This is a genomic window from Streptomyces radicis (assembly GCF_003626575.1).
GTDB classification, from domain to species: Bacteria; Actinomycetota; Actinomycetes; order Streptomycetales; family Streptomycetaceae; genus Streptomyces; species Streptomyces radicis.
This window is the reverse complement of the sequence record NZ_RBDY01000036.1, coordinates 1-17,779: the sequence shown is the minus strand read 5'-3', so window position 1 is coordinate 17,779 and position 17,779 is coordinate 1. Positions and strand designations below refer to the sequence as shown.

Here is a 17,779-nt window from a genome sequence, read left to right as displayed (position 1 = left end):
GGAACGGCTGCGGAGCCCGCTGTGGCAGGGCCGCCCGGTTAGCCTGGCCGCATGCGCTTCGGGGTGCTCGGTCCGCTGGCCGTGTGGACGGATGAGGGGACGCCGGTCATCGTTCCCGACACCGAGGTCAGGGCGTTGCTCGCCGGTCTGCTCGCGCGGGACGGCGGCCCCGTCCCGGCGGACCGGCTGATCGAGGACCTGTGGGGCGCGCGCCCCCCGCGCAATCCCACCGGCACGCTTCAGGCGCGGGTCTCGCAGCTGCGCCGCGCGCTGGCCGAGGCGGAGCCGGGCGGGCGGGCGCTGGTCACGCTCGGCCCCGCCGGTTACACGCTCGACGCCGCGCCCGACGCGGTGGACGCGCGCGCGTTCGAGGCGCTGCTCGGGCGCGCCGCCGCGAGCGGGGACCCGCGCACGCGCGCGGCGCTGCTCGGGGAGGCGCTCGACCTGTGGCGGGGCGAGGCGTTCGCCGACTTCGCCGACGAGGCGTTCGCGCGGGCCGCGGTGACCCGGCTGGACGAACGGCGGCTGACGGCGTGGGAGGAGCGCGCCGAGGCCCGCCTCGCCCTGGGCGAACACGACGCGCTGACCGCGGAGCTGCCCGCGCTGATCAAGCGTCACCCCTTGCGGGAGCGGCTCGTCGCCGCGCACATGCGCGCCCTCTACCGCGCGGGGCGGCAGGAGGCGGCGCTCGCGCCCCCCGCGCGCACCAATCTGCCCGCCCCCGTGACCGAGCTGATCGGCCGCGAGGAGGACCTGGCAGAGACCGGAGAACGGCTGGCCTCGGCCCGCCTGGTGACACTGACCGGGCCCGGTGGGGTCGGGAAGACGCGGCTCGCGCTCGCCGCCGCGGCGCGCGAGACCGGCCGCTTCCCCGACGGCGTGTGGCTCGTCGAGCTGGCCGCCGTCACCGGGGCGGGGGTGCCTGGCGCGGTGGCGGCCGTGCTGGGCGTGCGGGACGACGCGCCGATGTCGACCGCGTGGAGGCCGCCGCGCGCGCCGCCCTGGCGCCCGAGGAGTTCGCGGCGGAACGGGAGCGGGGCGCGGGCCTCTCCCCCGACGCGGCGACCGTGGCGGTGGCGCCCGGGGTGGCGTTCCCCGAGCCCGGCGGCGGCCGCACCTGGGCCGTGGCCGCGGTGGTGCTCAACTCCCGCGGCCAGGCGTTCGCCCAGCGGCGCAGCGCCACGCGGCGGCTGTTCCCCGACTGCTGGGACCTGGTCGGGGGGCATGTGGAGGAGGGCGAGACGCTGCTCGACGCCCTGGTGCGCGAGGTCAAGGAGGAGACCGGCTGGCGGGTGCGCGCGGTGACGCGCTTCCTCGGCGTGATCACGTGGGAGGGCGACGACGGGCGCGGCCTGCGGCACGAGGCGGACTACGTCGTCGAGGTGGACGGCGACCTGGACGCGCCGGTCCTCGAGTGGTCCAAGCACCCGGCGTGGGACTGGTTCGGCCCTGACGACCTGGAACGCCTCAAGGAGAACCGGCTGCCCGCCGACCAGTTGGTCCACGCGGTCATCGCGAAGGCGCTCGGCGTGGGCGGCTGATCCGGGCCCCGGGCACGGCGTTCGCCCGGGACCCGTGGCCCGACCGGCTCAACTCCCCCTGCCGCGCCCGCTGATCATGTCGCGCGCCCGGTCCACCAGGCCGATGCCCGGGGCCAGGACCTTGTTCAGCGGCGGGGTGTCGGGGGCCGAGGGGTGCGGCCTGGTGGGCGCCATCCGCTTGGCGCGGCGCGCCTTGTCGCCCAGGTCGGCCAGCGCCTCGGGCGTGCACGCCGCGCGCAGCATCGGGAAGAGGTGGTCCTCCTCGTCCTGGATGTGCTCCCTGACCTCGATCATCAGCCGGGCGACCAGCTGGTCGAACCTCGCGTGGGACGCGGAGTACTCCTCCAGCTCCTTCATGATGCGCTCGGCCGTCGCGTGGTCGCCGATCTCGCGGTCGGCGATCGCGTCCCCTTCGGGAACCTGGGCCCGCACCGCCGGGTAGAGGTACTGCTCCTCGGCGATGGAGTGGCGCACGAGCTCGATCGTCACCTGGTCGGCCAGCCGCTTGCGGCGTGGCTCCCCCGGTGGCATCGACTCGATGTCGGAGAAGAGCTCCGCCACCTCCCGGTGATCCGTGGTGAGTTCATGGATGATGTCTCCGCCGTGTCCCATGGCGGTCTCCTTCGATGTCTCGCCTGAACGTCCTGCCCGGTCTGCCTTCGCACCGGGCACTCGGGTAACCAACGGGACGCCAGGAAAACGTCGTTCGGCCCCGGGGCGCACGGGAACGGCCCGCCGGGCGAAGGCGGCGGGCCGTTCTCCTGCGCGGGGGTGGGGCGTTCAGTCGACGTTGCCCGAGGGGCGCGCGTCGCACCGGCCGCCCTCGACCATCTCCAGGTGCAGCGCCACCACCGGGCGCGCGGCCTCGGCCAGGGCGATGACCTCGGCGTTCTCCCCACCGTTGATCTCGTCGTCGATCAGCTCGAGCGTCGCGCGGTGGCCCGCCTCCTCGGTGCGCAGCCACTCCTCGTCGTAGGTCGGGGTGCCCGCAAGCGCCGCGAGGTCAGCGAGCGTCTGCTGCTGCTCGGGCGTCGGGGCGTCGGGCAACGCGACGTTCAGCCGCCCGGCCAGTGCGGTGAGGGAGTCGTCGAGCCGCCGGTGGTCGATGACCAGCGTCTCGCCGACCTCCTTGACGCACTCGGTGGTGGCGCTCGTCCGCGCGTCCTCGCCCGCGGCTATTTCGGCCAGATTGCTCTGGTGCGCCGAGGTCAGGAATGTCTCGTCCGTGGTGGACAGCGTGTCGGTCTGGCCATGGGCAACGCCGGCCGATGAGCCGACGAGGAGGAGGGCGCCCAGGGCGCTCAGGGCCGCTCGGGCGGGTGTCGCAGGGATCATGGTGCCTCTCCGCTCGGAAGTTCCTGAAGGTGCGGGTGGTGTACCGCTGCCACCCCCGCCACCGTGCGGGCGCGCGGCGTCACCCGCACGCCGGACACCGCGCCGTTGGGCCGATGGAGTGGCGCCGGACACCGCGCCGTGCGCGCCGGGCACGCTGCGTGACCGACGGGCGTGGCGCGTTGCCGGATATGACGTTGCGCACCTGTGTCCCGGCGGTCTGATGGTTTGGACCACGGGCCGGTACGCTGGCGGGCGGTTCACCTCGCCCCCACACCCGCTGCACGAGGAAGACCCATCCGTGTGCGCTGATCTCTCACCCGTCATAGCCGCGACCAGCCAGTGGCTTCTGCGTGCGTATCCCGCCGCCGACGGCCCGCTGAACGAAGTCCTGGCCGAAGTCCAGGCCCGCCAGGCCGTCACCGTCGCCGCCTGGCTCCGCTACCCGACCGCCATGGACGCGGCCCTGGTCACGATGGCCGGGCCCGGCGGCTCGGCACATCTCGACTGGATCGTGGGCGCCGACACCGTGCTGCCCGAGGGCGAGGAGTTCGCCTGGCGCACATGGGTCGACGAAACGGTCGCCAGCTGGGCCGTCTGCCTGCTCACCTCGTCCGACCTGGCGCGACAGGCGGTGGCCGCCGTGGACGGCGGCGAGCATGAGTTCCGCCGCCTGACGCTCCCCGCCGAACGCGACCGGCAGGCCGCGGCGTTGCTGCGCCACCCCGATCTGACGGAGGTGGTCGCGGAGTTGCACCGCGACCAGCTCCTGGCCCGCCTCGACCACGACACGGACTGGGTCAGCAGTCCGTAGCGCCTCTCCTACAAGGGCACCTCACCTCCGGAACGTATGGACGGTGCCTGGGGGTCACCGCCCGCGAGGAGGCACCGGCCGAGGGGGGTGAGCGTGTGCGTCACCGTGTTGCCGCGGCGCTCACTCACCACCAGGCCCGCGTCGCGCAGCACGGTGGTGTGCTGGCTGACCGAGGATGCCAACGCGCCGGTGCGCCGCGCCACGTCGCCGGTCGTCGCGCCCTCGCCCACGCTCTCGAGCACCGCCGCCCTGGTCGTGCCGACCAGCGCGGCCAGCGCCCGGTGCCGGTCTTCCACCGGCCCGCTCGTCAGCGGCCACCGCGGTATGGGGTACACCAGCACCGGGGTGCGATCGTGGTGCACGAGCGTGACGCCGGTGCGCCAGCAGAAGAACGAGGGGATCAGCAGCAACCCCCGGCCCCCGAGCCGCAGCTCGCTGTCCACCGGATAGTCGACCTCCAGCACCGGGCGGCGCCAGCGCATGCTGGGCGCCAGACCTCCGAGCAACGCCTCGGTGCCGCCGTTCAGCAGCTCCCGGGACAGGCGCGCCCGGTCGGCCTCCACCCGGGTGCGGACGCGCCTCCAGAACGGGGCGATGGCCGCCCGCTGGTAGGACGCCATGGCGCGGCCCAGCAGCTCCAACGCGTCGCCGTCTCCCCGACCCAGCGCCCTGGACCAGGGGGTCGACGGTCGCTCCGCCGCGAGCAGATCGAGGTCGCGCCGCAGCTCGGCCCTGGGGGTGCGCAGCACCTCGGCGACGCTCTCGCGCAGGCCGTACCGCTGGCGTCCCGGGGTGAGGAAGTCCGGGAAATAGCCACGGGGCGGGACGAGCTGGGTCAGCAGCTGGGTGGCGCGCGGCGCGCTCCCTGCGACGGACCGGCGCCAGCGGCGCGAGACGATCCAGCGATCGGAGTGGTGGAGGCAGTGCAGGCTCAGCACCGTCTCCCAGGCCGGGACGGGTCTCTCCGCGACCCGTGTGTGGGCGAGGTCATCCCCGTCGAAGTGGATACGCAGCACGAAGTCCCCCGAAATGTCTGTCCATGTCGTCCCCCTCGTCCGTACCTACCAAGGCGCGGGCGGGACCGCAATGAATTCACTCCTCCCTGAAACGCCCGCCCTCCGCGCGGTCACCCCTGATCAGGGCGGCCAACAGACCCGTGCCCGCAGGGGCGTTGGTACCTCATCCGACACCGTCATCACTTCCCCCACTCTCGACTCCCCGCTTGATCACAGACAGTAGTCGACCGCCCACTCTCGCGTCATCACTCGAACGGGTGAACCGCGGCCACATATCAATACGGGCTCCCGCCGCCAAGCGATTCATCCCCACCTGAACCCCTTCGTCGCCAACTCGGCCGGATGTCAGGATCTGCGCCACCGCACGGCACTCACCACAGGGGGAAGCCATGAACGCTCTCAAGAAACTGACGCTGCTCGGAGCCGCCGGGGTCCTTGCCCTCACGGGCATGTCGGGCAACGCCCGCGCGGAGGACGCCCGGAGCGACATCGGCACGCAGGCGGCCTGCGCCGCGGGCAACGTCTGCGTATGGGACACCACCAACACCAGCGGCCGCCAGTGCTCCTGGTCTGGCAACGACAACAACTGGCGGAGCGGCACAACGGTTTGCAGCTGGGCCGGGACCAGCCGCGTGCGTTACATCGAGAACAACGGCGGCCCGGGCCTGCTGATCCACGTGCGGCTCTACTCCCAGGCCGACTACCAGGGCAGCAGCATCTGCGTCCCCCGGGGCACGGGCATCGGCTACAGCGCGGGCCGTACGTTCCTCTCCCACCGCTGGGTCAGCTCCTGCTGACGGTCGCAGAGCGACCGGAGGCGGCCGCCCGCTTCGACGAGGAGCGCGCCCCGGCGAGATTCATCGGATAACCGTTGTGCGGATGGCGCGGGCGTGTGCCAGGGTCCCTCTCGTGCCATCCGTCAACGCCTCCCGCGTCGACCTGCTGCGCTGGCAGTTCGACCTCGCCTGGGCCCTCTTCGCGTACCACTTGGAGCGCCTCGACGAGGACGACTTCCTGTGGGAGCCCGGCCCCCTCTGCTGGACCGTGCGCCCCGTCGCCGAGGGCGCGGGCGGCTGGGTGCCCGACTGGTCGGACGAGGAGCCCGACCCGATCCCGGTACCGACGATCGGCTGGATCAGCTGGCACATCGGCTGGTGGTGGAGCGTCACCCTTGACCACCTGGAGGGCCGAACTCCCCGCGACCGCACGGAGATCACCTGGCCAGGCAGCGGCGAGGCCGCCATCGCCTGGCTCGACGAACTCCGCACGGCCTGGCGGGAGAAGCTGGAGCGCCTCACGGACGAGGACCTCGACGCCACGGCCCCGTTCCCCTGGCCCCACGACCCGGCCCACACGATCGCCCACACCCTCGCCTGGCTCAACACGGAGCTGACCAAGAACGCCACAGAGATCGGCCAACTCCGCCTGATCCGCGCTTCTCAGCGCTGAGCCCTGCCGGGCGATACCCAACGGCTGGCCCACAACTCCGTTGTCACGGCGAGGGTCAGGGGCTCGCCCGACATGAACTCGAGCCGTTTGCCGCCCTATTACGTCGCGTCCTCAGCTCGCAACGGTGGCGATCGCGTCGAGTGGAAGCCGGTCACGGCCTGCGCCGCGTGCAACACCATTGAGGCGCGGGCCACTTCGCGCCTACTGTCGTGGTCGGCCCACTTTGGGGGGTGACGACTCGATGGCTCGTGCTTCTGACTGGTCGCCGGTGGACATGGACTCGGATCCGACTCCGGGGGATCCGGAGGAGGTTCGGACCCTGGCGGAGGATCTCCAGGAGTTCGCCGACGATGTCGGGGAGGCGTTGTCGCAGATCCGGGGGATGGCCTCCGACCGCGCCGTGCAGGACTGGTCGGGGCTGTCCGCGGACGCGTTCCGCGGGGAGTTCGACGGCGTTCCCGAGAACCTGACCAAACTTCAGACGTCCTACGACATGGCCGCCGACGCCCTCGCGCGGTACTGGCCGGAGTTGCAACGCGCGCAGGCGCAGGCGGATCGCGCGCTGGACCGGGCGATCGCGGCGCAGGCGGATCTGCGGGCGGCGCAGACGGAGTTGGGCGGCGCGGAGGACTGGGTGGGGCGGGCGGGTGAGGAGGCCGAACGCCTCCAGGAGGAGGGCGAGGACCCCGAGCCGCCCTCCGAGAGCGAGATCCGCTCCGCGGTGCGCGACCACGACGCCGCCGAGGCCGCCGCATCCGCCGCACAGGGCCGCGTCGACGCCGCCCAGGCCGACCTCTCCGCCGCCCGCGAACTGGCCCGGCAGGCCAAGGAGATGCGCGAGGAGGCCGCCCGGATCTGCGCCCGTGACATCGAGGCGGCCTCCGACGCGGGCATCCAGAACCGGTCGTGGTGGGAGGACGCCATCGACTGGGTCGTCGACAACTGGGACACCATCGTCGACATCGCCAAGCTCGTCGTCGCCGTCCTCGGCGTCGTCGTCATGATCATCGGCGGCCCCCTGGCCTGGGTCGTCCTCGCCGCCGCGCTGATCGTCCTGGCCGACACACTGATCAAATACGCCAGAGGCGAGGCATCACTCTTCGACGTCGCCATGGCAGCCCTGGACTGCATCCCCGGCATGAAAGGCCTCACCACGCTGGGGGCGTTGGCGGCCGGGGTCAGGGGCCTGGCCCGTACCGGACTGCGCGGCATCCGGCAGGGCGCCCTGGGCCTGGGCCGCCGCACCCGCGGCGACGCCGTCCCCATGAACGGCCGCAACGCATGCGGCGACCCCGTCGACATGGCCACCGGCGAGCTGCTGATGTCGGCCACCGACGTCCAACTCCCCGGCGTCCTCCCACTGATCATCGAACGCCACCACATCTCCAGCCACCGCCACGGACGTTGCTTCGGCCGCTCCTGGGCCTCCACCCTCGACCAACGGCTGGAGCTCGACGAGCACGGTGTCCGTTTCCACACCGCCGACGGCATGACCCTGCTCTACCCACGCCCCGATCCCGACGAGCCCGTCTTCCCTGTGGAGGGCCCGCGGTGGGGGCTGACCTGGGACGGACGGCCCGGCTCGCCGCTCACCGTGCGCCAGCGGGAGACCGGGCACACGCTGCGTTTCGCCCCCGTCCCCGGACGCCCCGGCGCCGAGCTCCCCCTCGCCTCGGTCACCGACCGGAACGGGAACACCATCCGGTTCGCGTACGACCCCGCCACGGGCGCGCCCACCGAGGTCAGCCACAGCGGGGGTTACCGCGTCGGCGTCGCCACCGAGCGCGGCCGCGTCACCGAGCTGCGCCTGCTCAACGACCCCGACCGGCCCGTTCTGCGCCGCTACGACTACCACAACGGCCTGCTGAGCGAGATCCACAACTCCTCAGGACTACCACTGACGTTCACCTACGACGACCACGCCAGGATCACCCGCTGGGAGGACCGCAACGGCTACTGGTACGCGTACGAGTACGACGAGGACGGGCGGTGCGTCCACACCACCGGGTCCGAGCGCGCGTTGGAGTACCACTACGCGTACGACGCGGCCGACCACCGCACCACCGTGACGGACTCCCTCGGCCACGCCACCGTCCACCAGTTCAACGACAGCTTCCAACTCACGGCCGAGACCGACCCGTTGGGCAACACGACCGCTTGGGAGTGGGACCGCTACGACCGGGCCACCGGCGTCACCGACCCCGTCGGCACCACCACGCGTTTCCGCTACGACGGCTACGGCGACCTCCTCGCCATCGAGGGACCGGCCGGGACCGAGCTGTTCGTGGAGCGCGACGCCGCCGGGCAGCCCGTCCGCACGACCCTGGCCGACGGCTCGGTCTGGGCGCAGGTCCACGACGACCGGGGCAATCGCGTCGCGATCACCGACCCGGCCGGAAATGTCGTGCGGCTCTCCCACCACCCCACCGGCGCCACCGCCGAGACCACGGACCAACTCGGCCACAGCACCCGGCGTTTGTGCGACGCCGCCGGACTCCCCGTGGCCGTCACCGACGGCCTCGGGCGGACGACCCGCTTCGACCGCGACGCCTTCGGCAGGGTCGTGCGGCGCACCGACCCGCTCGGGGCGACCACGACGACGGAGTGGACCGTTGACGGTCAACCGGCCCGCGTCACCAATGCGTTGGGGGGTCAACGCACCTGGGCCCGGGACGCGGAGGGCAACGTCCTGGAGCTGACGGACGAGAACGGCGGCGTGGCCCGTTCCACCTATGGCGTGTTCGATCTGGAGACGTCCAAGTCCTGGCCCGACGGGCGCCGTTACACGTTCGAGCGCGACTCGGAGCTGCGTCTCACCGCCGTGCGCAACTCCCGTGATGAGACGTGGGACTTCGGCTATGACGAGGCCGGACGCCTGGTGGCGGAGAGCGACTTCGACGGGCGCGTCACCCGTTACGCGCGGGACGCCGCGGGCCGGGTGACCTCGCGCGTCAACGCGGCGGGCCAGTCCGTGCGTTACACCAGGGACTTCGCCGGTCGCGTGGTCAGGAAGGAGACCTCCGAGGGCGCTGTCACCACCTTCGAGTACGACGAGGCCGGGCGCGTCGTCGCCGCCCGCTCCCCCGGCGTCGAGCTGGTCCGCACGTTCGACGTCCTGGGGAACCTGCTGACCGAGACGGTCAACGGCAGGACGCTCAGCCTCACTCATGACCCGCTGGGCAGGCCGCTCAGCCGGACCACCCCCGCGGGGCACGTCACCCGGTGGGAGCGTGACGAGGCGGGGCGCGCCGTCGCGCTGAACGCGGCCGGGCGAACGGTCACGTTCCACCGCGACCCGGCGGGGCGCCTCATCGGGCAGGACGTCTTCGGCATCCTGGACACCGCCCAATCCTGGGACGCCGCCGCCCGGTTGACCGAGCAGACCGTCACGGCGGCGCGGGCGGCACAGGCCGGTCCTGGCGCCCCGGCGTCCTCCGGCGGCGGGCCGATGGTGCGGCGAACCTTCGCGTACCGCGCGGACCACTATCCCGTGTCGGTGTCCGAGCCGTCGGGCGAGACCCGTTACCGGCTCGACCCGGTCGGCCGCGTCCTGGACGTCGAGGCCCCCGACGGCCGGGAGAGCTACCGGTACAACGACGTCGGCGACCAACTCTCCGCGCGCTGGGGCGAGTCGGCGTCGTCCGACGGGGGCGCGGCGGTCGAGGGCACGGCGGTCGGGGACCGGGAGTATCGCGGGGGCCTGCTGACCCGGGCCGGAGGCGTCAGGTACTGGTACGACGACGCAGGGCGCGTCATCAAGCAGCAGCGAACGCGGCTGTCCCGCAAGCCCGATGTATGGCGCTATGTGTGGGACGCGGAGGACCGGCTGGCCCGGGTGGTCACGCCGGACGGGACCCTGTGGCGCTACCTCTACGACCCCTTCGGCCGCCGGGTCGCGAAGCAGCGGCTCGACGACGGCGGCGAGGTGGTCGAGGAGACGACGTTCACATGGGACGAGACGCAGCTCGTCGAGCAACGGAGCGGTACGCCGTCGGCCTCCGACGGGGCCGCGACCACGACGTGGGAGTACGACGGGCTGCGGCCCGTAGCCCAGATCGAACGCCTCGGGCCCGACGCGGACCAGGACGCGTTCGACCGGCGCTTCTACGCGATCGTCACCGACCTGGCCAGCGCGCCGACGCATCTCGTCGACGAGGACGGCTCCGTCGCCTGGCACGCCCGCGCGAGTCTGTGGGGCGTTCCCACCCAACTCCAGGGCGACGCACGGCGGATGCCGCTGCGCTTCCCGGGGCAGTACGCCGACGCGGAGACCGGGTGGCACTACAACCTGCACCGCTACTACGACCCCTTCGCCGGGCGTTACACCTCCCCCGACCCGCTGGGGCTCGGGCCCTCGCCCCATGTCTTCGGCTATCCCCACAATCCGCTGACCTGGTCGGACGCGCTGGGCCTCGCGGCCCACCCGGTCGGCGAAATCCGCTACAACAGCACGGACTTGAGCCAGCGGGCGTTCCAGGAGCGCAGGAACGCGGGCTACTGGGACGCCGACCACAACGTCGCGGTCGCCCGGGTGCAGGGGCTCGACGAGCTGATCGTCGGGTTCAGCGGCGCGGGCAGACACTCCGAGGGACACATCCTCCAGCAGCTCGAGCAGCGCGGCATCGACCCACAGCGGGTCATCGACCTCTACACGGAGCGCCAGCCGTGCGCCAACTGCCAGAACCTCATCGACTCCAGCATGGGCCAGGTCAACGTGTCGTGGTCCGTTCCCTACTACAACTCGCCCCCGTTGTCGGCCGATGACGCGCTGCTCATGAACCAGGCGAGCGCGGATCTGCTGTCCGATATGATCCGACGCGCCGACGGCCGATGAGGAGTGTTCGTTCATGTCCGATACATCCGACACCTCCGACGCCGCGCCCGGGGGGGACCCCAGGGCAACCGAGGAGGTGCTGGCGGCCAGGGCGGCGCTCGCCGACGCGGTGGACGCCGCGCTGCGGGCGGCCGGACTGCCGGTGCTGCGCGAGGAGTTCGGCGACTCGGGCGTGCAGGTCTGGGTCGACGCCAAGGCCGACGCGCTCGGCGGCGTCTACGCCCGCTGGAAGATCAGCGCGGAGATGAACCAGGCGGTCATCGCGTGCGTCCGCGAGCGCAGGATGGACGACCCGCTGATCCGGCGCCGCGGCGAGGTCGGCGCCGCGATGAATGAGGCGGTGCTGCGCGTTCTGGTCGCGTCCGGGTTCGGGGCCGATCACTTCGCGGATGACTTTGTCTCACCCTGCGTACGGCTCACCGCCGGGCCGCCCCGATGATCAAGTACCGTGCGCGAGACCGGAGTTCACCGCGCATCGAGGTCGGAGCAGATGTGCAGATGTTCTGTGAGTGAAGTTCGGCGCCCACGCTAGGCCGAATGGGGGATTGTCGCCTCCGGTACGGCGTGGCGTCGGGCAGGCTGGCGGGCATGACTCCGCATGTGTGGGAGCAGCGCGTCTCCCTGGCCGACCTGGACTTTCACCGTCACGTGAACAACGCCCGCATGCTGGCCTGGGTACAGGACTCGTGGGCGGATCTCGCGGCGACGGCCGAGGGCGTTCCCCCGGCGTTCGTCGCCGTGCAGCACACGGCGCGCTACCAGGCGCCGTGCCCGTACCAGCGCCGGGTGCGGATCGAGACCACGGTGACCAAGCTGGGCCGGTCCTCGGTGACGGGGATCGCGCGGATCACGGACGGCTCGGTGATCTTCGCCGAGATCACCTCGACCTGGGTGGGCGTGGATCCGGTGCGCCAACGGCCGCGTGCGCTGACGGAGTTGGAGCGGGAGGCGTTCGGCAGGCACCGGATCGATGAGCCCCTCGTCCCCGTCGCGGCCGCCCAACTGGCTGGCTGACCCCCGCCGTTCGCCGTTAACGTGGCGGCATGGGCACCGATCGCCGTCTGCGGCGCCTCGTCGTGGGCGGAACGACATGGTGTTGGGCCGTGCGTCAGCACGTTGACCGTTCCGACTACGCCAACTGCCGCCTGGTGCTGTCCCTTTACCGCGAGGGCACCCGACGCCGCCTCGGGCTCGTCTTCCGCCCTGGGCCCGGGCGGATCATCTCCAACTCCGCGTTCGAGGCAGGGGCGTTGATACGGCTGCCGGACCGGGCCTACCTCAACCTCCACCGTCCGGGGACCGTTCGGGTCTTGCTGGACGCGGCTCTGCCCGGCCTGGCCCTGCCCGCCTCCCCCGGCAGGACCGAGACGGACGGCTGGCCGCACTTCGACACGGTCGTGGGCCAGGGTCGCGCGGAGTGACCGTTCAAGGACTCAGGGCAGCCGCTTGCGCATCAGCGTGCACACCGTTTCATAGCGAGTGACGGAGCCGTCGGTGCGCTCCTCGTCCCAGCCGACGGGTGCCGAGCCGTAGGCGACGTAGCCGAGGCGTTCATACAGGGCGCGAGCCCTGGAGTTGTCCTCCTCGACGTCGATCTCCGCATGGGCGAGGCCGCGGACGCGCACGCGGTGCTCGGCCGCCGCGATCAGGCGCGTTCCCAGGCCGCACGAGCGCAGCGCCGGGTGGACGACCAGCTGGAACAGCTTGCCCACGCCCGGCCGGTCCACATGGTCGACGGCGCCGATGGCCACGGGAAGCCCGGAAGGTGGGCAGACGGCCAGGTAGTCGACCTCCCCCGCGCGGACCCTCGTCAACTCCTTGGCCACCGCGGCCAGATGGAGCGGCGACCCGGACCAGCCGCAGCGCTCCAGGTCCTCGGGCAGCAGATCCCGCACGACGACAGGCAGCGTCACGCGGTCGGCCGTTCCTCCAGCGTCCACCGTCCCCACCTCCGGCGCGTCACCCTTCCATCAACCGGGGTACGCGGCAAAGGGTTTGTCGGCGTTCGGCGGGCGTTCACGTTTCACGTTCGGCGCGTTGGGCACGTTGGGTGCGTCCGGCGTTGGGCGCGCGTTCGCGTCCGGCGCGTTCAGCCGTCCTCGCGCAGGCGGGCGGCCTCCGCGACCGTGCCCTCCCTGCTCGTCGTCACGAACTCGAGGATCGCGCGGAGTTGGGGCCCGTCGAACGTCGACAGCATCGCCGTCGTGCGCTCGCCCAGGCCCTCGTAGTACTCCGCGCAGCGAGCCAGCCCGTCAAGGGTCGGCTCGACGACGACGCGGCGGCGGTCGTGGAGGGCGGAGGCGCGGCGGATGTAGCCCGCGCCATCCATCCGGTCGAGCAGCCGCGTCACGGCGCCCGTGGTGCGGCCGAGGCGGGTGGCGAGCGCGCCCCGGCTCGACCTGCCGGGCGCGGCGCTCTCCACCGCCGCCCTGGTGCTGCTGCTCCATCCGCTGATCGCCCTGTCCGACGAGGGCCACTGGCCGGGCCGGGCCACCGCGCTCGTGGTCGTGGGGGCGCTCGCGCCGGGCGCGTTCGCCCTGCATCAGCGCCGGGCGCGTGCGCGCGGCGGCACGCCCCTGGTGGAGCCGACGCAGTTCCTCCAGGTGGGCGTCGGCATGGGCTCCGTCAAGGCCGGGCTGGCCATCGCGCCCTGGGCGGTGGCGGTCGGCGCGGGGGCGGCGCTCGGGGCGGCCGGGCTGCTCGTCGCGACGCTGGCCGCGACGTTCCTCCTGCCGTCCCCCGCGGCGACGCGCGGGACGGGGGCCGGGACCGGGGCGCGAGCCGGGGCCGAACCGACGTCCCCCCGGACGCCGGTGGCGGCCGCCGACGAGGCGCGCGAGGCGCGTGCGCCGGGCGCGTAGCGGTCGCGAAGCGCCGTCGTTCAGGACGGCGAGGCCGCGGTGACCCGCCCGGCGGGGGCCGAGTCCCCGCCGGGCGACGCGGCGCGCCAGGTGAGCACGGCGGCCATGGCCAGGCAGGACACCGCGAACAGCGTGACGGGGACGCCCACTTCGCCGCGCGCCACATAGGAGAAGGTCGCCACGGTGAACACGCCCGAGGCCATGCCGAACGCCACGCCGAGCAACGGCACCGCGTGCGCGGGCGGGAGCGCCGCGGCCACCAGCAGCGCGACGGCGATGAGCAGGTCGGGAACGACGAAGTGCTCCTCAACGCCGCGGATCACCACGTTGCCCAGGGTGCCGACGCCGATGAAGACGGCCAGCCCTCGGCCGACGATCAGGGGGGAACGCACGGTCTCTTCTCCTTCGATCGGCGGGGACGCGGGGTGCGCGGCCGGATGTCTACAGCGTAGACAGGAAGGGAGCGCCATGTCTACACCGTAGACACGGTGCCAGAATGGGCCCATGGCAACGTCCCGCTTCCTCTCGCCCGAGCTGATCGTGCGCACCGCGTCCGATTTGGGGGACCGCGACGGCGCGGAGGCGATGTCGATGCGCCGGATCGCGGCCGAGCTCGGCTGCGACCCGATGGCGCTCTACCGGCACTTCGCCAACCGAGAGGCCCTGCTCGACGCCGTCGCCGATCTCGCGCTGGCCGACGTCCCGTCGCCCGACGCCGAACTCCCCTGGGACGAACGGGTCTTCGCCACCGCCGACGCCATCCGTTCGGCCGCGCTGCGGCACCCGGGCATCGCGGCGCACGTGGCCGCCAGGCCGCCGATGGGGGCGAACGGGCGGCGCGTCGCCGTCGGGCTGGTGACGGCGCTGGTGACCACGGGGCTGCCCCCGGCGACGGCGGTGCGCTGCCTCCAGACGCTCGTGGCGTATCTGGCGTCCTCGCTGGCCATGGCCGTGCGGGCGGGCTCGCGTGACGAACGCTGGGAGCAGGTGCGCTCGATGCTCGACGGGCTGCCGGGGAGCCATGTGCCCGGCGAGGAGTTGTTTGTCGTCGGGTCGGATGAACAGTTCCGCTTCGGGCTACGGCTGCTGATGGCGGGGATCAGGGCGGAGGTCGCGGCGGCCAACGGCGCTGACGGGTCGTAGGGGGGCGCGGCGGGGGCCGGGGCGGGGGCGCGACGGGTCGCGGCGGGGGCGCGGCGGCCGACGGTGGCGCCGGACCGGGGCGGAGAGCGCCGAGACCCGCCGACCCTCGTAGTCTGCCGGGCATGCCCATGCTCCAGATGAGGTTGATCACCCCGGCCGAGCGGACCGAGGACGTCGTCGCCCTGTTGCGGCGCACCGTCGGCACCGCGCACCTGATGGTCCTGCCCGGGGTCGCGCAGGAGCCCGTGGGGGATGTGGTGTTGTGCGACGTGGCGCGCGAGGCGGCGGACGCGCTGATCGGTCACCTGCGCGCGCTCGGGCTGTCCGACGACGGCGCGATCATCGTCGACAATGTCGATCTGTCGCTCTCGACCCGCTCCGCCAGGGCCGAGCGCGACGCGCCTGGCGAGGGCGTGGACGCCGTGCTGTGGGAGGCCATGGACGAGGCCACCCAGGGAGAGTCACGGCTGTCCGTGACCTGGCTGGCGTTCCTCGTCGTGGCGACGATGCTGGCCGCCTCCGGCGTCATGCTCGACAGCGCGATCCTGCTGGTGGGCGCGATGGCGGTGGGGCCTGAATTCGGTCCGCTGGCCGGGATCTGCACGAGCGTGGCGATGTGGACCCCGCGCCGGGCGGTGCGGCCCGTCGTGGCGCTGCTCGTCGGCTTCCCGCTCGCCGCGCTGCTGACGTGCGCGTTCGCCCTGCTGATGGATGTGTTCGGGCTGTTCTCCAAGGCGATGTTCGAGGGGCCGCACCCGGCGAGCCAGTTCGTCTGGAGGCCCGACGCGATGTCGTTCGTGGTGGCGGCGCTGGCCGGGATCGCCGGGATCCTGTCCCTGACCTCCGCCAAGGCCGGGATGCTCGTGGGCGTGGCGATCTCGGTGACGACCGTCCCCGCCGCGGGGCACGCCGCGCTCGCCCTTGGCTACGGCCACTTCGCCGACGCCCGTGGCTCGATGACCCAGCTCGGGCTCAATCTGCTGGGCATCCTGATCGCCGGCACCCTGACGCTGCTGGCGCAGAAGCTCTACTGGGCCCGTAAACGCCTCGTGCCCGTGGCGACGCCCAACGCCTGAGCGCCTCCGGTGTCATGGGCGCCTCCTCGGCGCCTTGGGCGGTGTCTTCGGTGTCGTGGGCGCCTCGGGTCTCTTGGCGCGCCGGGGTGGCGCTCACGCGGCGATGCCGAGCACGTGCGCTCTCCCCCACATGCCGAGCGGCACCAGCGCGGCGTTGAGCGAAGTGCCGTTCTCCGTCAGGGAGTAGACCACCCGGGGCGGCACCTCGTCATGCGCCTCCCTGTGCACGATGCCGTGCTCCTCCATCTCGCGCAGGTGCGACGCCAGCACCTTCTCCGTGACGCCGGGCAGCCGCCTGCGCAACTCCCCGAAGCGGCACGCCCTCTCGCCCAGCGCCCACAGGATCAGCACCTTCCACTTGCCACCGATCACCGACATCGCCGCGTCGATCCCACAGACGTGTCCCGCCGGTCCCCCCGGCCTCGCCGCCGTCGCCATGTCCAACCCTCCTGCCTGCTCGCTCACCCGGGGGAAACCACCCACTTCAAAGTGCGTTCTTGCCCACCCCGGCATCCTCGACCAGCCTAAATGGCATGACCGACAACATCACGAGACCGCAGCCGATCACCGTTCTCGGGCTGGGCGCCATGGGCGCCGCGCTCGTCAGGAGTTGGCTCTCCGCGGGCCATCCCGTCACCGTCTGGAATCGCACCCCGGCGCGGGCCGACCCGCTCGCCGATGCGGGGGCGACGGTCGCGAGCACCGCCGCGGAGGCCGTGGCCGCGAGCCCGCTCGTGATCGCCTGCCTGCTCGACGACGCCTCCGTCGACGAGACGCTCACGACCACGGACCTCGCGGGCCGGGACCTGGTGAACATCACGACGAGCACCCCCGCCGAGGCTCGCGCCCGCGCCACCTGGGCCGAGAAGCGGGGCGCCCGCTATCTCGACGGCGGCATCATGGCCGTCCCGCCGATGATCGGCGTCGAGGGTTCGGGCGCCTATGTCTTCTACAGCGGGGACCGCCACCTGTTCGAGGAGCGCAGGGAGGCCCTGACCGTGCCCGCGGGGGCGACGTTCGTCGGGGAGGACGCCGGGTTCGCCGCGCTGCACGACGTGGCGTTGCTCAGCGCGATGAACGGCATGTTCGCGGGTGTGGCGCACGCCTTCGCCCTGGTCCGCCGGGAGGACATCAGGCCGAGCGAGTTCGCGCCGCTGCTCTCCGGGTGGCTGGTCGCCATGAGCCAGTCGGCGGGGAAGGTCGCCGAGCAGTTGGAGAGCGACGACTACACCAAGGGGGTCGTGTCGAACCTCGCGATGCAGGTGGCCGGGAGCGCGACCCTGCTGCGCACCGCCGAGGAGCAGGGGGTGAGCGCCGAGTTGATCGCGCCCTATCTGGCCCTGATGGAGCGTCGCCTCGCCGAGGGGCACCCCGACGAGGACACCACCGGGGTGGTCGAGCTGCTGATACGGCGCTGACCGGGGCGGCGGGGGCACCCGGGAGCGGAGGGACGACGTGCGCCCGGGGCGCCGGTGGTGGGCGTCCCGGGCGGGGGTTGGGGGTCAGTGGAGCCAGGGGGTGGTGCGGATGAGGGGGAGGCGTTGCCAGAGGTGGGCCAGGCCCCAGGTGCGGTCGGCGTGGAGGGTGGCGAGGGTGATGAGGGCGAGGGCGTAGACGAGGTGGGAGTCCATGAAGGGGTTGGCGGACATGCTGGGTGTGCCGTCGGAGAGGTGCTGGGCGAGGGGCCATTCGGCGGCCCACATGAGGGCCATC

19 protein-coding genes and 2 pseudogenes are annotated in these 17,779 nt (G+C 72.7%); 13 read left to right on the top strand and 8 right to left on the bottom strand.

Annotated features, from left to right (window positions below; translation table 11 throughout):
• Positions 1-51 precede the first annotated feature (51 nt).
• Together D7318_RS28485 and D7318_RS34840 are read left to right on the top strand one after the other, a co-directional pair.
• Positions 52-960: pseudogene (locus D7318_RS28485) on the top strand (AfsR/SARP family transcriptional regulator); the annotation flags it as partial.
• Positions 882-1,541 (top strand): NUDIX hydrolase, encoded by a 660-nt coding sequence (locus tag D7318_RS34840; RefSeq protein ID WP_329604650.1) that lies wholly within the window; start codon positions 882-884, stop codon positions 1,539-1,541. The pseudogene D7318_RS28485 and the gene D7318_RS34840, both read left to right, overlap by 79 nt.
• Before the next feature lie 48 nt (positions 1,542-1,589).
• Here the strand turns inward: D7318_RS34840 and D7318_RS28475 are convergent, their stop codons facing one another.
• Both D7318_RS28475 and D7318_RS33105 read right to left on the bottom strand, forming a co-directional pair.
• On the bottom strand, positions 1,590-2,153 hold the full coding sequence (locus tag D7318_RS28475; RefSeq protein WP_120700115.1) for a hemerythrin domain-containing protein: 564 nt from the start codon (positions 2,151-2,153) through the stop codon (positions 1,590-1,592).
• 168 nt (positions 2,154-2,321) lie between these two features.
• Positions 2,322-2,876: a DUF4142 domain-containing protein gene (locus D7318_RS33105; RefSeq protein WP_183091647.1), complete on the bottom strand. Its 555-nt coding sequence runs from the start codon at positions 2,874-2,876 to the stop codon at positions 2,322-2,324.
• A 298-nt stretch (positions 2,877-3,174) separates the two neighbouring features.
• Between D7318_RS33105 and D7318_RS28465 the strand changes: the two genes are divergently transcribed.
• Positions 3,175-3,687, top strand: a complete 513-nt coding sequence (locus D7318_RS28465) for a hypothetical protein (RefSeq protein WP_120700114.1) — start codon at positions 3,175-3,177, stop codon at positions 3,685-3,687.
• 8 nt (positions 3,688-3,695) lie between these two features.
• Here D7318_RS28465 and D7318_RS28460 read toward each other — a convergent pair whose 3' ends face one another.
• Complete coding sequence (locus D7318_RS28460; RefSeq protein WP_120700113.1) at positions 3,696-4,703, bottom strand: ArsR/SmtB family transcription factor; 1,008 nt, start codon at positions 4,701-4,703, stop codon at positions 3,696-3,698.
• Between the two features lie 389 nt (positions 4,704-5,092).
• On the opposite strand from D7318_RS28460, the gene D7318_RS28455 reads away from it, so the two are divergent.
• The 6 genes from D7318_RS28455 (at position 5,093) to D7318_RS28430 (ending at position 12,407) form a co-directional block, all read left to right on the top strand.
• Positions 5,093-5,500: a peptidase inhibitor family I36 protein gene (locus D7318_RS28455; protein ID WP_120700112.1), complete on the top strand. Its 408-nt coding sequence runs from the start codon at positions 5,093-5,095 to the stop codon at positions 5,498-5,500.
• A gap of 112 nt (positions 5,501-5,612) precedes the next feature.
• Positions 5,613-6,152: a DinB family protein gene (locus D7318_RS28450; RefSeq protein ID WP_230424168.1), complete on the top strand. Its 540-nt coding sequence runs from the start codon at positions 5,613-5,615 to the stop codon at positions 6,150-6,152.
• Positions 6,153-6,393: 241 nt separating this feature from the next.
• Positions 6,394-10,986 (top strand): DUF6531 domain-containing protein, encoded by a 4,593-nt coding sequence (locus D7318_RS34690; RefSeq protein ID WP_120700111.1) that lies wholly within the window; start codon positions 6,394-6,396, stop codon positions 10,984-10,986.
• A gap of 13 nt (positions 10,987-10,999) precedes the next feature.
• The gene (locus D7318_RS28440; RefSeq protein WP_120700110.1) at positions 11,000-11,425 is read left to right on the top strand and encodes a hypothetical protein; all 426 of its coding nucleotides are present in this window, start codon (positions 11,000-11,002) and stop codon (positions 11,423-11,425) included.
• Between the two features lie 149 nt (positions 11,426-11,574).
• Positions 11,575-12,000 (top strand): acyl-CoA thioesterase, encoded by a 426-nt coding sequence (locus tag D7318_RS28435; protein WP_183091646.1) that lies wholly within the window; start codon positions 11,575-11,577, stop codon positions 11,998-12,000.
• Between the two features lie 89 nt (positions 12,001-12,089).
• A complete protein-coding gene (locus D7318_RS28430; RefSeq protein WP_120700108.1) occupies positions 12,090-12,407 on the top strand; it encodes a hypothetical protein in 318 nt (105 codons plus the stop codon).
• 12 nt (positions 12,408-12,419) lie between these two features.
• Here D7318_RS28430 and D7318_RS28425 read toward each other — a convergent pair whose 3' ends face one another.
• Both D7318_RS28425 and D7318_RS28420 read right to left on the bottom strand, forming a co-directional pair.
• Positions 12,420-12,935 carry a GNAT family N-acetyltransferase gene (locus D7318_RS28425; protein ID WP_183091645.1) on the bottom strand — a complete coding sequence of 172 codons (516 nt, stop codon included), beginning with the start codon at positions 12,933-12,935 and terminating at the stop codon, positions 12,420-12,422.
• A gap of 140 nt (positions 12,936-13,075) precedes the next feature.
• On the bottom strand, positions 13,076-13,336 hold the full coding sequence (locus D7318_RS28420) for a hypothetical protein (RefSeq protein WP_329604649.1): 261 nt from the start codon (positions 13,334-13,336) through the stop codon (positions 13,076-13,078).
• Positions 13,337-13,361: 25 nt separating this feature from the next.
• Between D7318_RS28420 and D7318_RS28415 the strand changes: the two genes are divergently transcribed.
• On the top strand, positions 13,362-13,847 hold the full coding sequence (locus D7318_RS28415; protein WP_183091643.1) for a hypothetical protein: 486 nt from the start codon (positions 13,362-13,364) through the stop codon (positions 13,845-13,847).
• 20 nt (positions 13,848-13,867) lie between these two features.
• Here D7318_RS28415 and D7318_RS28410 read toward each other — a convergent pair whose 3' ends face one another.
• A complete protein-coding gene (locus tag D7318_RS28410) occupies positions 13,868-14,239 on the bottom strand; it encodes a hypothetical protein (RefSeq protein ID WP_120700104.1) in 372 nt (123 codons plus the stop codon).
• A 112-nt stretch (positions 14,240-14,351) separates the two neighbouring features.
• Here D7318_RS28410 and D7318_RS28405 point away from each other — a divergent pair, with 112 nt between their 5' ends.
• Together D7318_RS28405 and D7318_RS28400 are read left to right on the top strand one after the other, a co-directional pair.
• The gene (locus D7318_RS28405) at positions 14,352-14,990 is read left to right on the top strand and encodes a TetR/AcrR family transcriptional regulator (protein ID WP_120700103.1); all 639 of its coding nucleotides are present in this window, start codon (positions 14,352-14,354) and stop codon (positions 14,988-14,990) included.
• Between the two features lie 128 nt (positions 14,991-15,118).
• Positions 15,119-16,066, top strand: a complete 948-nt coding sequence (locus D7318_RS28400; RefSeq protein ID WP_120700150.1) for a DUF389 domain-containing protein — start codon at positions 15,119-15,121, stop codon at positions 16,064-16,066.
• Between the two features lie 93 nt (positions 16,067-16,159).
• Here the strand turns inward: D7318_RS28400 and D7318_RS28395 are convergent, their stop codons facing one another.
• Positions 16,160-16,504 (bottom strand): winged helix-turn-helix transcriptional regulator, encoded by a 345-nt coding sequence (locus D7318_RS28395; RefSeq protein WP_120700102.1) that lies wholly within the window; start codon positions 16,502-16,504, stop codon positions 16,160-16,162.
• A gap of 95 nt (positions 16,505-16,599) precedes the next feature.
• Between D7318_RS28395 and D7318_RS28390 the strand changes: the two genes are divergently transcribed.
• Positions 16,600-17,484: an NAD(P)-dependent oxidoreductase gene (locus D7318_RS28390; RefSeq protein ID WP_120700101.1), complete on the top strand. Its 885-nt coding sequence runs from the start codon at positions 16,600-16,602 to the stop codon at positions 17,482-17,484.
• 84 nt (positions 17,485-17,568) lie between these two features.
• Here D7318_RS28390 and D7318_RS33100 read toward each other — a convergent pair.
• Positions 17,569-17,779, bottom strand: a pseudogene (locus D7318_RS33100) (hypothetical protein); the annotation flags it as partial.